This is a genomic window from Lentzea sp. NPDC059081 (assembly GCF_042738015.1).
Classification (GTDB): Bacteria; Actinomycetota; Actinomycetes; order Mycobacteriales; family Pseudonocardiaceae; genus Lentzea.
Genome location: NZ_JBHYGW010000001.1, coordinates 1,041,271 through 1,054,714 on the forward strand (window position 1 = coordinate 1,041,271; position 13,444 = coordinate 1,054,714).

A 13,444-nucleotide genomic window follows, 5' to 3' on the forward strand; every position below is an offset into this window, starting at 1 on the left:
CGGTGCCGCTCCCACGTCCTCAGCCTGGTTGGCTGTGGGCGTGGGAGCGGTGCCGCGAGGCGTCCTGCTGAGCGTGAAGTCCGCCGCCGACGTCGCGTGACGCACCACTACTGCGCGGCTTCCGCCATGCGGCGGCGGAGGCTGAGCGGGCGCATGTCCGTCCACACCTCACCGATGTGCGCGAGGCAGTCGGCACGGGTTCCCTCGGTGCCGTCCGCACGCCACCCGGCGGGCAGATCCCGGTCGGTGGGCCAGATCGAGTACTGCTCCTCGTCGTTGAGCACGACGCGGTAGGTCTGCTTGTCGTCCTGTTCCTCGGCCACGAGAACTCCTCAGGTGATCGTCTCCGGTCGCCTGAACAGTTCTCGCGGGCTCGATACTGGGTCTATACCCGAACTATCCGGCGCCCAGGCGCGCCGCGGCGCGCTGCCGCGAGGGGCCGGCCGCGAGACCGGGAACGTGGGAGAACCGGCCCAGGCCACCGGGCAGGACCCACGCCCGTTCGCCCAGCACGGCCATGGCCGCGGGCAGCAGCACGCCGCGCACCAGGGTCGCGTCGACGAGGATCGCCACCGCCATGCCGACGCCGAGCATCTTGTACTCGATCGCGCTCAGCGTGACGAACACGGCGAACACCGCGGTCATGATCACCGCCGCGCTGGTCACCACCCCGGCGCTGCCGCCGACCCCGCCGACGATCGCGGCGCGGGCGTCGGCGCCGCCGGACCACCGTTCGCGGATCCGGCTGAGGATGAAGATGTGGTAGTCCATGCTCAGCCCGAACAGCAGCACGAACATGAACAGCGGCAGCCACCCGACCACGCCCCCGTAGGACGTGAACCCGAGCACGGACTCGAGGTGCCCGTCCTGGAACACCCACGTGAGCACGCCGTAGGCCGCGCCGATCGACAGGACGTTCAGCCCGATGGAGATCAGCGGGATGGCCAGCGCCCGGAACGCCACGACGAGCAGCACGAACGCGAGCAGCAGCACGAACCCGAACACCAGCGGTGTGGTCGCCCGGACCTGCGCGGTGAAGTCGTAGGCGAACGCCGTCCTGCCCGACACGGCGAACGACACCCCCGGCACGTCCCCGAACGCGGCGGGCAGCGCCTTCGTGCGCAGGTGCTCCATGGCCCGGTTGGAGAGGTCGTCGGTGCCGGTTCCGGCCAGCGGGACCCGCAGCACCAGCGCGGAGTCGACCCGCGCGGCGGTGAGCGGCTCGTGCAGCAGCCCGCCGCTGGACGCGATCTCGCGGCGCAGCGCGGAGACGTCCACGTCGTCCCCCCGCCCCGACAGGACGACCTGCGCGGGCGTGGGCGTGCCGGGGAACGCCTCCTGCATGCGGATCGCGCCGTCGACCGCGGCGACCGACCGCGGCAGGCTGTTCGTCGCGCCCGCGTCCTGCAGCCGCATGCCGAGGGCGGGAACGGCCAGTACCAGCAGGGACAGCACGGCGAGGCCGCCCCACAGCCAGGGCCGGCGGACCACCACGCGCGCGACGGCGGTCCACAGCCGGGACTCGCGCGGGTGCGTGCGGCGCAGGAACGGCACGCGCACGCCGTCCACCCGGTGCCCCAGCAGGGACAGCACCGCGGGCAGGGCGGTCACCGAGCCGACGACGGCGAGGCCGACGACGAGCACGGTGCCGACGGTCAGGCCGCGGAAGTTGGCCAGGCCGGTGAACAGCAGGCCCGCGACGCACAGGACCACGGTCAGCCCGGACACCAAGACCACCCGCCCGGACGTGCGTGCGCTGATGCGCAACGCCTCGGCTACCGACCGGCCAGCCGCGCGTTCCTCGCGTTCGCGCCGCAGGTAGAACAGCGAGTAGTCGATGCCCACGGCGACGCCGATCAGCAGGATCATCGACGACGTGGCGCTGTTGACCGGGATCCACGTCCCGACGAGTCCGAGCAGCCCGAACGCGGCCGCCACCGTCGTCCCGGCGAGCAGCAGCGGGACCGACGCCGCGACCAGCGCCCCGAACACGACCAGCAGGATCAGGACCGTGATCGGCAGCGAGATGAGCTCCGAGCGCTGGAAGTCGTCCTTGATCGCCTGGTCGACGGCCTTCGCGAGGCTGCGGTCGCCCGCCTGGGAGAACCGGGTGTCCGGGTGGCGCGAGGAGGCCTCCGCCACCAGACGCACGACCGTGTCGTAGTGCGCGGCGACCTCGGCGTCGGGCCCGGCGAGGTGGAACGTGACCAGAGAGGGCGTCTCGCCGGAGACGCTCAGCTCCGTGACGGCACCGCTGCCGCGCAGCGCCGTGACGAGGTCGTCGGTGCCGGCGCCCTCGACCAGCACGTTCTCCCGCACGGGGGCGTAGGAACGCTGCTGGTCCAGCACTTCCGCGGCGCGGCCGGACTCGCCGGGGTCACGGGCGGAGGCCCCGTCCCCCGAGAGTGCGCCGACCAGCACGGCCAGCAGCACCAGCAGCAGCCATCCGGCGACCGCCAGGCCCCGGTGGCGGACCGACCACGCGGCCACCCGTTCCACCAGTGCGACGTCCGACCTGTGTCCAGGCAGCATCGGCTAAGGTCCTTCCTCGAAGGAGTGCTCACCAGAACTCGCCCTCGGGCGAGAGACATTTCTTCTGCTGGGCCGCCGAGTTGCCGCTCGCCGGCCCAGCACTCACACCTACTCGACTTCCTTGAGGATGCGTTCGACCGAACGCAGCCGCTCCCCCATCTCGTCGAGCTTGCGCTCGGAGTTCTCCTGCGCCTGGACGGCCCGCTCGGCGAGCGCGCGGTACTCGCTCTCCCGCGACAGCGCCGCCTTCGCCCGCCACGTCGCCGCGAGCTGCCAGACGAGGACCGTGGTCACCGTCGTGATCAGGACGAACACCCCGACGACGCCGATGATCTCCTGCCAGTCGTAGGGGCTCATGCCTGCGTTTCCTTCTCCGTCAGGGTCCGCACGGCGACCGCCACCGACTCCGGTGACAGCTCGACGGCGAACGGTTCGACCTCGTAGAACTTCATCGCCTTGCCGTCCTCGGACAGCTCCAGGTGCGCCCGCACCAGGCCGGCCGACTCGAGCTTGCGCAGGTGGACCTGCAGCAACGCGCGGCTGATCCCCAGCTCGCGGGCGAGCGCGCTGACGTAGGCGCGCTCTCTCGTGAGCACCGCCAGCACCCGCAACCGGTGCGGGTTGGCCAGCGTCGCGAGGATGCGCAGCAGCTCATCCCCTGTCACAACTGAACCCTGCACATGCAAAGAAATGTTAGCAGGTGTCAGGCGAGCCTGCGATACGCCCTGGCCACCGCGACGAGGAACGCCGTGTCGCTGTCGAGGTCACCGCCGCCGGGGACGCCGACGCGTGCCTCGGCCGTGAGCTCGCGGCCCCGTGCCGCGGCCCGCAGCGCGTCCGCCAGGACCGTCGCCTCCACGAACGCGTCACCGTCCTGACCTCGCACCCCGGCGCGCGCGGCGTTGCGCCGGGCCCGCGCGGCCACCGCCGGGTCGAGGTAGGGCTGGAGCGCGACCCGGCCGTCCCTGATCTCGATCACCCGCCGGTACAGGCGCAGCCCGAGGTCGTCCGGCAGCAGGTCGAGGTGCGCGCCGCGCGGCCGCTGCAACGCGATGTGCGGGCTGGCCCGGTAGAGGTCGAGCCACAGCGGCCGCAGCCACCGGTAGGTGCGGTACCGCTTGACCCACGCGACGAGCACGGTCAGGCCGATCCGCGGCGCCCACCAGCGGATCGTGGCGCCGCCGAAGACGAACACGTTCGACGCGAGCGGCACGACCATGTCGACGAGACCCAGGTGCAGGTAGTCGAAACCGAACCTCGCCGCGGCGAACAGCAGTCCTTTGTGGACGTGGTAGACCAGGCCGCAGAGCCCACCGGCCGCGACGACCCGCAACCCCAGGCGCAGCACGGGATCCGGTGTCACCCGCGCGAAGCGCCACGTCTCGCGCATGACCGTGACGATCGCCGGAGTCAGACAGGCGACGTAGGCGACCCAGTACTCCAGCACCCACGGCGTGCCCGCGTACCGCGTGGCGAAGCGGACGTCGTCCACGTCGACCGGCGCGAGCACGAAGAGCACCGTCAGCACCGCGGCCCCGGCGAGCAGCCACCACGCGGCGCGTCTGGACCGGCGGCGGGCCTGCGCGGGTGTGCCGGTGAGCCACGCGACGAACGCGAGCCCCGCCCAGCACACCAGGAGCAGGGTGCAGTGGCCGATCAGCCGGCCGATGTTGGCCACGCCGCTGACCCTGGCGGCGAACGCGTAGCCGGCCGGGGTCAGGACGAGCAGCGAGGTGCCGAGTCCCAGCAGGCCGAGGCACACCGCGCGCTGGGCGGGTGAACGCGGCCGGTACTCGCCGTTGACCAGCATCACCACGAAGAACCAGAACACCAGCAGCGGCGGCAGGTAGAACCGGGCGGCGTCGAGCATCAGCGGGGGTCGGACCAGTTCAGCGCGTCGGAGATCCGGTGGGCGAGCCCCTCGGCCGGCGGCGCGGCCGGCTGACCGGCCTGTTGCAGGATCAGCGACGCGAGCAGCTCGGCCTCCTGCTCCTCCACCGCCGAGTACCCGGTGCGTCCCAGCACCGACCGGACCATCTCGGGATCGAGGTGGGGCATCAGCTCGGCTCCCGGCAGCGGCGCCGCGTAGTGGTCGCAGAGCAGGTGGCACAGCTCGTGCAGGATGATGTGGTCCTGGTGCGGCAGCGTGGTCGCCTCTTCGTAGAAGATCAGGTCGCTGTCGTCGGTCGCCACCCAGAGCCCGAGCACGCCCTGCCGTTCGGTGATCGGCACGAGCTCGATGGGTCTCCCGCGCTGCCCGGCCACCAGGTCGCAGAGCGCGCGGACGTCGAACGGGTCGGGCATCGGCAGCTCGCGCACCCGTGCGGCACAACGGCGGCGCAGTCGCCGCAGGCTCAGACGCCCGTCGAACACGAAGCCCCCCAGAGGCTTGTCACGAACCCGTTTCCCCGTCCGACCCCTCAGACAGGCCCTCGATCTCGCGCGCCCGTTCCACCATAGCGGTGAGCGCGCTCAAGCTCTTCGCGGACAGGCCTGACGCCCGCAACGCCATGCGGCGCACCGAACTGTCGCGCAGGGCGATGAGCAGCGCGAGCTCGGAGTCGATCATCTCGGTGACGGCGTCGTCGAAGAAGTACGCGGGCGGCACGCCGAAGAACCCCGCGAGCGCCTCCAGGTGGCGCTTCGTGGGGTTGTCGCGCAGGCCGCGGCGCAGCTGCCACACGTAGGTGGCGGAGATGGTCGGCCCGCCGCGCGCCTTGATCGTCTCGGCGACCTCGTCGAACGAGTACTCGCGCCCCGCACGGGGACGCACGGTCCGGAACAGGTGGTCGACCTTCGCCGCCAGGGAGCCCTCCGGCGGCGCGTCCGCATCGGCCATCCACTACCTCCACAGTCCGCCCACGGGCACCCGACCCTACACGCATCAGCCGATGTGGATGAAAGTCGCACTAACTTCTCACCGCAGTTGACGCCCCTGGGGCATCTCGGTACGTTGGAACTTGTTTGGAGATCAATAAACAAGATCGCGCCGCATCAGGTGAGGAATCTGCTCACCCAGCGGGAGAACATCGACGAGCCCATTCGGCGCGCTTGTCACCGGCGAACTCGCGGGACGGACCGGCATTCCTGGTCCGCGTCCGTACCGGGGTTCGCGTCTTCAGGGGACGCACCAATCCGGACCGGGGAGGGGTGCACACTTTGAATGGGGGAAGTGACCTGTGGAGTTCCGAATCCTGGGACCGGTCGGCCTGTGGCTGAACGGTGCTGAACTTCCACTGAAAGGCTCCAAGCAGCGCACCATCCTGGCGGCTCTGCTGCTCGCGAGGGAAAAGGTGCTGTCCGACGCCCAACTGGGCGAGGTGCTCTGGGGCAAGAATCCGCCCGCGACCTATCAGGCCCAGATCTACACCTATGCGTCCCGGCTGCGCAGGCACCTGCAGGGCAGCATGGTGCTGCTGCGGCAGGGACCCGGCTACCTCATGCGGATCGGCTCGTCGCGGTTCGACTTCCACGAGTTCGAGAAGCTCGCGGAAGCCGGTCGCGAGGCTCTCCTGGCGAGCCGGTTCGACCAGGCCTCCGAGACGCTGCGCGGCGCGCTGGACCTGTGGCGCGGCCCGACGCTCACCGACGTGACCGACCTGCTGGCCGAGACCGAGCGCCCGCGGATCGACGAGATCCGCATGAAGACGCTCGAGCTGCGCATCGACGCCGAGCTCGCCCTCGGCCGTCACCACGAGCTCACCTCCGAGCTCGTCGGGCTGGTCAACGCCCACCCGTTGCGCGAACGGTTCCGGGCCCAGCTGATGGTCGCGCTGTACCGCGCGGACCGGCAGGCCGAGGCGTTCGCGACCTTCCAGGAGGGCAGCAGACTGCTCTCCGACGAGCTCGGCGTCGACCCCGGCCCCACGCTGAAGGGCGCCTACCAGGCGATCCTCACCCACGAGGTCTCCCCCGAGTTCCCCAGGCAGCGCCACTCCCTCACCGCGTCGTCCCGGCCGGTGACCCTGGCCGCCGACACCCCGGACTTCACCGGCCGCGTCGCCGAGCTCGCGCTCGCGGCGGACCGATTACGCCACCGGTCCGCACCACTGACGGTCACCGGCATGGCCGGCGTCGGCAAGACCGCGTTCGCGCTGAGGATCGCGAGCGGGCTGAGCGAGGACTTCCCCGACGGCCAGCTGGTCGTCGACCTCCGCGGCAGCGACCGCACGCCGCTGCCGCCCTGCGAGGCGCTCGGAGCGCTGCTCACGGGTCTGGGCCTCGACGAGGCGTCGCTGCCCGCGAGCCTGGAGCAGCGGGCGCTGTTCTACCGGGGCGCGCTGGCCGACCGGCGGATGATCGTCGTGCTCGACGACGCGGCGACCGACCGGCAGGTGCGGCCGCTGCTCACGGCCGGGACCCGCTGCCGCACGATCGTCACCACCCGCAGCTCGCTCACCACCCTGGCCGGCCAGTACACGCTCGACCTCGAACCGCTCGGCCGCGAGGCGGCGCTGGCGCTGTTCACCAAGATCATCGGACCGGAGCGCGCGGCCGCCGAGACGGACGCGGCGGACGAGATCGTGGACACCTGCCACGGCCTGCCGCTCGCCATCCGGATCGCCGGCGCCCGCGTGGCGGCCCGGCGGCACTGGCCCCTGGCCCGCTTCGCCCACCGGCTCGCCGACCCCGACCGGCTGCTCGACGAGCTGCGGCTCGGCGACCTCGACGTGCGGGAACGGCTCACGGGCGGCAGCAGCTCGCTCGACCCGCACACGCGCGCCGCGCTGCTGCGCCTGTCACTGCTGGACCTGCCGTCGTTCCCGCACTCGGTGACGAGCTCGCTGCTCGGCCTGTCCGACGCCGACGGCGAGCAGATCACGGAGTCCCTGCTCGACCTGCACCTGCTGGAGCTCGCCCACGTCGACGAGGAGGGCAGGCCCGCCTACCGGTTCCACCCGCTCGCCCGGCTCGCGGCGCGGGAGACCGCACACGCCGAGGGCCTGTCGGAGCTCACTCTCATCTGAGGCGGGAGACCGGAAGAGGCTGTGCCCGGTGCACCGGGCACAGCCTCTTCCGGCTTGGGGATCCCCGTGCGGAACGCCGATCCTGGTCGGCACCCGCAAAATAAAGTTAGCAGGTGCCGCCAGTGGTGGGCATGCCACCGTCCGGGTGATCAACGGCCGTGGAGTTCACGCAGGTAGTCGTAGGTGGTGGGCAGTGTCCTCAGCAGCTCGGCCTGCTTCTGCCGGATCTGGGCGAACGCCGGCTCGGCGCCCTCGACCGCGTCCGGCCGGAACGCCAGCGCGGGCAACGGGTGGTCGGGCAGCGCGTCGAGGCCGGTGAAGATGCAGTAGTAGCTGCTGTTGGTCCAGAAGTTGCGGAACTCCGCCTCGAAGTTCTCGTAGTAGTTCGCCTCGTCCGTGACCGGCATGTTGACCGCGAGGCCCGCCCGGTACTGGGCGATCTTGAACTGGATGTCCTCCGGCAGCGTGATCTCCTTGCAGGCCCGCCAGAACGGCGTGTCGTCGCGGGGCGCCAGGGTGAAGTGCGCCTGCAGGAAGTCGCGCGAGTCGTCGAACATCGTCTCGATCTCGCGGTTGAACGAGTCGATCAGCACCGGGTCGAACCGCTTGTCCGGGAAGTGCTTGCCCAGCTGGTAGAGCGCGGCGGTGATGAAGTAGATGCCGGTCGACTCGAGCGGTTCGAGGAAGCACGACGACAGGCCGATGCTCACGCAGTTGCGCACCCAGGTGCGGCGGTTGCGGCCGACCCGGAACTTCACGTGGTTGAGCGGCTGCTCCTCGGGGTCGAGGTCCCACAGCCTGCACAGGTCCCTCGCCGCCTCGTCCGCGTCGGTGAACCGGCTCGAGTAGACGTACCCGGTGCCGAACCGGCCGAGCATGGGGATCTTCCACGTCCAGCCGGACTTCATCGCGATGGCCGACGTGGCGGGCTCGACCCCGTGCGCGGCGTCGTCGTGCGGCACGGCGGTGGCGACCGCGCTGTCGTTGAGCAGGTGGTCGCCCATGTCGAGGAACGGTTCGCGCATCAGCTTGTTGATGAGCAGGCCGCGGAAGCCGGAGCAGTCGACGAACAGGTCGCCGGCGATCGTGCGCCCCTGCTTGGTCTTGAGCGAGGTGATGTGCCCGCGCTGGTCGATCGTCGCGTCCACCATCTCGTCCTCGACGTGCACCACGCCCTGCTTCTGCGTCGCGAACCGCTTCAGGAAGTCCGCGACCAGCTGCGCGTCGAAGTGCCAGGCGTAGTTCGTCCACCTGGTGCCGTCGGCCGACCGCGGCGACAGGCGCGCGTCGATCATCGGCGACTCGCGGTAGCAGGCGTAGTCGAACGGCTCGTCGGTCTGCCCGCCGAGGTTCTTCGCGGCCCAGTAGTGCGACAGCGGCAGGCCCTCGTGCGTGGGCAGCAGCCCGAACAGGTGGTAGAAGTGGTCCGGCCGGCCGCGCAGCTGCCTGCCCTCCGGCTCGCCCTCGCCGGGCGTGCGCCAGTTCACGAACTTCACCGCCATCTTGAAACTGGCGTTGCATTCCCGCATCCACTCCTCCTCGGGAATGCCCAGGAAGTCGAAGAACGTCTTGTGCAGATTCGGCACGGTGGCCTCGCCGACGCCGATCCGGGGAATCGACGGCGCTTCCAGCACCGTGATGGTCGCGTGCCGGCCGAGTGCTTTGCCCAGATAGCTCGCGGTCATCCACCCCGCGGTGCCGCCACCGAGAACGACGACGTTCGATATCCTGTGGTCTTCCATCCGGACCACTACCCTTCGGTTTTCACGACAACACTGTGGGCGCCCACCTTTCCCGCGCACCTGATACGCGGCCTATATTCAGGCTATTCCCGCCGAAAACCGTCGCCGGCGCACCGGAGCTCAGACCCTGGACTGCTCCCGGACCGGCCTGATCCCGTCCGGCACCCCGGTGACCTCGGGGAAGGCGCAGGTGAAGGTGCCGTGGTAGCCGAAGAGCGGGCCGAAGCGGTGGTTGGAGACCTCGACGTCGATGCGGAACCGCTCCGCGGTCTCGTCGTAGGACTCGCGGACCTCCGCGGTGCCGGTCACCAGTGCGGGGACGCGGAAGTGCAGCGGCCCCTCGTGGAAGCGCTGCTCGCCGCTGCGGATGACGAGCGCGCCCTCCTCGACCGACAGGTGCAGGTCCACGGAGAGGTGCTGGTGCGTGCCCAGGTAGTCCACCACGCAGCCGCGTTCGGGGCTGTAGATCATGGTGGCGTCCCAGCGCCTCGGGTGCTCGAAGGCGAAGGTGCGGACGAAGGTCACCGTCTCCCTGCCCAGCGAGTCGCGGTAGGGGTAGTTCTGGATGGTGAACGGGACGTCCGTGCCGTGGCCGGGCAGGAGGATGTGGCGCTTCGCCCCCAGCCACAGGAACGGGCGGGTGAACCCGCGGCCGTGCCACACGCGGTCCATCGTGCCCGTGCCGACGCAGGCGATCCCGTCGTCGCTGCCGAAGCCGAACCGGCGCCGCAGCATCGGGTGCAGCCGGTCGAAGTCGTCGCCGAGGGCGCGTTGGAAGATCGACGTCACGGGTGCTCCAAAGTGGACAGGGTCGACGGTGCCGTGGACGAACGGCGGTCCGGTGGCGTCCGCCGGCACCTCCTGGCGGCCGGGGTGGACGGCAGCGGTGGCGCCAGCAGCGCGGCCAGGGTCAGGGCGGCGGCCAGCGCCTTCGGACCGGTCGCCCAGGCCGTCGCGCACACGGCGAGCCGCGTCCCGGCGTCCAGCAGCGCTCGTTCGAGCGACTTCTCCGGTGGCACACCGCGTTCCAGCCAGAGCCGGAGCCGGTCGAACGACCAGGCGGTGCCCCAGCCCATCAGGTGCCGGAACGGGCGGTCGGCCAGCGCGCCGAGACGGCCCCAGCCCGGCTGGTAGTCGTAGCCGGTGAGGAACCGGACGCCGTCACCGGTCGGCACGTACCGCCAGTAGCCCGCTCCGCTGCGGATCAGGGACAGCGGGTGCGCCGAGCTGAACCGCAGCGCCGAGGTGCGCGAGCCGTCCGGTTTGACGCGCTCCCCCACGCTGACGCCGACGCCGCCCACCTCCAGGCCGAGCACGCGGACGGCGTACCGGAAGTGCTGTTCCGCGTCCTCGTCCGGCTTGGGCAGGTAGTCGATCGTGGTGAACCGCAGGTCCCACCGCTGGTGCGGGCGCGGCTCCTGGGTGAGGCGCCACACCGCGTCCAGGTCGGCCTTGATCACCGTCTCGACGTAGAGCCCTCGTCGTGACATCGGACCCCCTCCGTTTTGAGCACTTGCTCAAAACAGAGGCTAACGCACTTCTTGAGCAGATGCTCAAAGATCGCGCTTCTTCTTGCGCAGCTTGGCCCGCAGTGCCCGGTGGGCGACGGGGCCGAGCTCGTCGACGACCTCGATGAGCACGGCCAGGCGGTCGAGGGCGTCCAGCGCGGCCCTCGCCCCGGCCGGGTCGACGCCCTCGTACAGCTCCAGGCCGATGAACCCGGCGCTGACCGCGCGGGCGAGCCCCGCCGTGTCGACCAGTCCGGCGACGGGTGAGCCGGTCAGCAACCTGGTCAGGGCGTTCTCGATGGGGGTGATCCACAGCCGCAGCGCCGCGCTGGTGGCGTCGGCGAGCTCGGGGCTGGTCTGGGCGCCCGCCAGCAGCTGGGCGAGGACCATGACGTTGCCCTCCGCGCGTTCCTCGGTGTGCAGGGAGCTGCCGAGCGCGAGGAGCTGGCGCAGGTCCGTGACCTGGTCGAGACGTCCGACGAACGGCTCGACCCTCGCCCGCGTGGCGGCCAGGCACGCCGCTCGGAGGAGGTCGTGGACGCTGCCGAAGTGGTAGAAGACCAGCGCCTGGTTGACGCCGGCGGTGGCCGCGATGCTCCGCGCCGTCGTGCCGGTGAGCCCGTGCGCGCGGATGGTCTCGATCGCGCCGTCGATCAGGCGCTGTCGGGTGTCGGCCACGCCATCACCGTAGAGGCCCCGGTGATCGCCCGTGGACGCTGCCGGTGCCGAGGGCAATTTCGGTTGCGCCGTGCACCGCCGGTCTGCTCCACTCCCCCGCGACCAGTCGTCAGGACGAGGAGAAGCCGATGCGCGAGGCGTTCGTGTTCCCCCAGAAGGTCTTCACCGCCTATCCAGAGGACATGACGCTTGTCGCGCACCTTGAACCTGGGAATTCTGGCTCACGTCGACGCCGGTAAGACGAGCCTGACCGAACGACTGCTCCACGACGCCGGTGTCATCGACGCGCTCGGCAGTGTCGACGCCGGCAGCACCCAGACCGACTCGCTCGCGCTCGAACGGCAGCGCGGCATCACGATCAAGTCCGCCGTCGCCTCGTTCACCGTCGGCGACGTCGCGGTCAACCTCGTCGACACACCCGGCCACCCGGACTTCATCGCCGAGGTCGAGCGGGTGCTCGACGTGCTCGACGCCGCGGTGCTCGTGGTGTCCGCCGTGGAGGGCGTGCAGGCGCAGACCCGTGTGCTCATGCGGGCGTTGCAGCGCCTGGGGATTCCGGCCGTCGTCTTCGTGAACAAGATGGACCGCCGCGGCGCCGATGGCGAGCGCGTCGCACGTGAGGTGGCTTCGAAACTCAAGACCGACGCGCCGACCTACTTCGGTTCCGCCATCACCGGCGACGGGGTGAGCTCGCTCGTGGACGGCGTGACGAAGCTGGCCGTGACGGTCTCGCCGGACGGTCCGCTGTCCGGCACGGTGTTCAAGGTGGAGCGCGGCGCGACCGGCGAGAAGATCTCGCTCGTGCGGCTGTTCTCGGGAACCGCACGAGTGCGCGACCGCGTCCGAATCGGTGACGGAGAAGGAAAGATCACCTCGATCGCCGTGTTCGAGGGAGCCTCCGCGGTGCGCCGCAACGTCGCCAGGGCGGGGCAGATCGCGAAGCTCCGGGGTCTCGACGCCCGCATCGGTGACGCGATCGGGCTCGCCCGGCCCGGCCGCGTCCGCCACTTCTCGCCGCCGAGCCTGGAGACCGTGGTCGAGTCACCGGACCGCCCGGCCCTGCACACCGCCCTGCACCGGCTCGCCGAGCAGGACCCGTTGATCAACCTGCGCCTCGAGGGCGACGACATCGTCCTGTCGCTGTACGGCGAGGTGCAGCGGGAGGTCATCGAGGCGACGCTCGCCCTGGAGCACGGCGTCGCCGTGACGTTCCGCGAGACCCGGACGATCCGCATGCACCGCCTTCGTGGTGCGGGTGAGGCAGTGCGGTTCCTCGGCGCGAACCCGTACGCGGCCACCATCGGGTTCCGGGTGGAACCGGGGCCGGAGGAGTTCCGGCTGGAGGTGGAGCTGGGATCGTTGCCGCTGGCGTACTTCCGTGCCGTGGAGGACAGCGTGCGCGACACGCTGCGAGCCGACCGCGTCCTCGACTGCACGGTCACGATGACGCACTCCGGCTACTCGTCGCCGGTGAGCACGGCCCGCGACTTCCGCGGCCTCGCACCGATCGTGCTGCGCGACGCGGTGCGCCGGGCGGGAACGTCGACGTGCGAACCGGTGCACCGCTTCCGCCTGGAGATTCCCGAGGACACGCTCAGCGCGGTGCTCGTCGCACTGGGCAAGGTCGGCGCCGTCCCGCTCACGACCACCGCGACCGTCCTGGAAGGACACGTTCCCGCCGCGCGAGTCTTCGAGCTCCAACGCGCACTGCCCTCGCTCACCCGCGGTGAAGGTGTGCTGGAGAGCGAGTTCGACCACTACGAGGAGACGCGCGGATGACCGCGGGGACGGGTCGAGGTTCGGTGACGGTGAACCGGCACTGCCAGACGTTGCCGGGCAGGCCGCTCGCGGAACGCGGACAACGACTGCTCCGTTCTCCGCGACGACAGCGGCGAGGGCCACCGGTCCTCCGCCGTCGCCGCCGGGGCAAGGGGCGGGGCCCCGACAAACCATTGGGAGGATAACCCCGCCCGGCTTTTGTTTTTTTGGGTGCGGGGGGGGGGGGGAGATGTTTTGC

General features: G+C 70.8%; 13 protein-coding genes. 2 read left to right on the top strand and 11 right to left on the bottom strand.

Annotated elements, in window-relative coordinates; genetic code table 11:
• Positions 1–107 precede the first annotated feature (107 nt).
• From ACFWV3_RS04155 to ACFWV3_RS04185, 7 genes are all read right to left on the bottom strand, one after another.
• Positions 108–323, bottom strand: coding sequence for an MbtH family protein (locus ACFWV3_RS04155; RefSeq protein ID WP_382408020.1), 216 nt, complete (start codon positions 321–323; stop codon positions 108–110).
• A 73-nt stretch (positions 324–396) separates the two neighbouring features.
• A complete protein-coding gene (locus tag ACFWV3_RS04160; RefSeq protein ID WP_382408022.1) occupies positions 397–2,532 on the bottom strand; it encodes an MMPL family transporter in 2,136 nt (711 codons plus the stop codon).
• 108 nt (positions 2,533–2,640) lie between these two features.
• Positions 2,641–2,889, bottom strand: coding sequence for a hypothetical protein (locus tag ACFWV3_RS04165; protein WP_382408024.1), 249 nt, complete (start codon positions 2,887–2,889; stop codon positions 2,641–2,643).
• On the bottom strand, positions 2,886–3,197 hold the full coding sequence (locus tag ACFWV3_RS04170; protein WP_382408027.1) for an ArsR/SmtB family transcription factor: 312 nt from the start codon (positions 3,195–3,197) through the stop codon (positions 2,886–2,888). Before ACFWV3_RS04170 ends, ACFWV3_RS04165 begins: the two co-directional genes overlap by 4 nt.
• Before the next feature lie 38 nt (positions 3,198–3,235).
• On the bottom strand, positions 3,236–4,402 hold the full coding sequence (locus ACFWV3_RS04175; protein WP_382408029.1) for an MAB_1171c family putative transporter: 1,167 nt from the start codon (positions 4,400–4,402) through the stop codon (positions 3,236–3,238).
• The gene (locus ACFWV3_RS04180) at positions 4,402–4,905 is read right to left on the bottom strand and encodes a hypothetical protein (RefSeq protein WP_382408031.1); all 504 of its coding nucleotides are present in this window, start codon (positions 4,903–4,905) and stop codon (positions 4,402–4,404) included. Before ACFWV3_RS04180 ends, ACFWV3_RS04175 begins: the two co-directional genes overlap by 1 nt.
• Before the next feature lie 19 nt (positions 4,906–4,924).
• Positions 4,925–5,371 carry a helix-turn-helix domain-containing protein gene (locus ACFWV3_RS04185; protein WP_382408033.1) on the bottom strand — a complete coding sequence of 149 codons (447 nt, stop codon included), beginning with the start codon at positions 5,369–5,371 and terminating at the stop codon, positions 4,925–4,927.
• 340 nt (positions 5,372–5,711) lie between these two features.
• Here ACFWV3_RS04185 and ACFWV3_RS04190 point away from each other — a divergent pair, with 340 nt between their 5' ends.
• On the top strand, positions 5,712–7,499 hold the full coding sequence (locus tag ACFWV3_RS04190; RefSeq protein ID WP_382408037.1) for a BTAD domain-containing putative transcriptional regulator: 1,788 nt from the start codon (positions 5,712–5,714) through the stop codon (positions 7,497–7,499).
• A gap of 149 nt (positions 7,500–7,648) precedes the next feature.
• On the opposite strand, the gene ACFWV3_RS04195 is transcribed toward ACFWV3_RS04190, so the two are convergent.
• The 4 genes from ACFWV3_RS04195 to ACFWV3_RS04210 form a co-directional block, all read right to left on the bottom strand.
• Positions 7,649–9,241, bottom strand: coding sequence for a tryptophan halogenase family protein (locus ACFWV3_RS04195; protein ID WP_382408039.1), 1,593 nt, complete (start codon positions 9,239–9,241; stop codon positions 7,649–7,651).
• A gap of 120 nt (positions 9,242–9,361) precedes the next feature.
• Positions 9,362–10,030, bottom strand: a complete 669-nt coding sequence (locus tag ACFWV3_RS04200; protein ID WP_382408041.1) for a DUF4166 domain-containing protein — start codon at positions 10,028–10,030, stop codon at positions 9,362–9,364.
• Positions 10,027–10,731, bottom strand: coding sequence for a hypothetical protein (locus tag ACFWV3_RS04205; RefSeq protein WP_382408043.1), 705 nt, complete (start codon positions 10,729–10,731; stop codon positions 10,027–10,029). Before ACFWV3_RS04205 ends, ACFWV3_RS04200 begins: the two co-directional genes overlap by 4 nt.
• A gap of 63 nt (positions 10,732–10,794) precedes the next feature.
• A complete protein-coding gene (locus ACFWV3_RS04210) occupies positions 10,795–11,427 on the bottom strand; it encodes a TetR/AcrR family transcriptional regulator (protein WP_382408045.1) in 633 nt (210 codons plus the stop codon).
• 189 nt (positions 11,428–11,616) lie between these two features.
• On the opposite strand from ACFWV3_RS04210, the gene ACFWV3_RS04215 reads away from it, so the two are divergent.
• Positions 11,617–13,206, top strand: coding sequence for a GTP-binding protein (locus ACFWV3_RS04215; RefSeq protein ID WP_382408047.1), 1,590 nt, complete (start codon positions 11,617–11,619; stop codon positions 13,204–13,206).
• Positions 13,207–13,444: the final 238 nt, after the last annotated feature.

Bases quoted from the DNA above. Each gene is read 5' to 3' on its own strand.
- ACFWV3_RS04185 (WP_382408033.1), bottom strand. From the start codon at position 5,371: ATGGCCGATGCGGACGCGCCGCCGGAGGGCTCCCTGGCGGCGAAGGTC.
- ACFWV3_RS04160 (WP_382408022.1), bottom strand. From the start codon at position 2,532: ATGCTGCCTGGACACAGGTCGGACGTCGCACTGGTGGAACGGGTGGCC.
- ACFWV3_RS04165 (WP_382408024.1), bottom strand. From the start codon at position 2,889: ATGAGCCCCTACGACTGGCAGGAGATCATCGGCGTCGTCGGGGTGTTC.
- ACFWV3_RS04195 (WP_382408039.1), bottom strand. From the start codon at position 9,241: ATGGAAGACCACAGGATATCGAACGTCGTCGTTCTCGGTGGCGGCACC.
- ACFWV3_RS04175 (WP_382408029.1), bottom strand. From the start codon at position 4,402: ATGCTCGACGCCGCCCGGTTCTACCTGCCGCCGCTGCTGGTGTTCTGG.
- ACFWV3_RS04205 (WP_382408043.1), bottom strand. From the start codon at position 10,731: ATGTCACGACGAGGGCTCTACGTCGAGACGGTGATCAAGGCCGACCTG.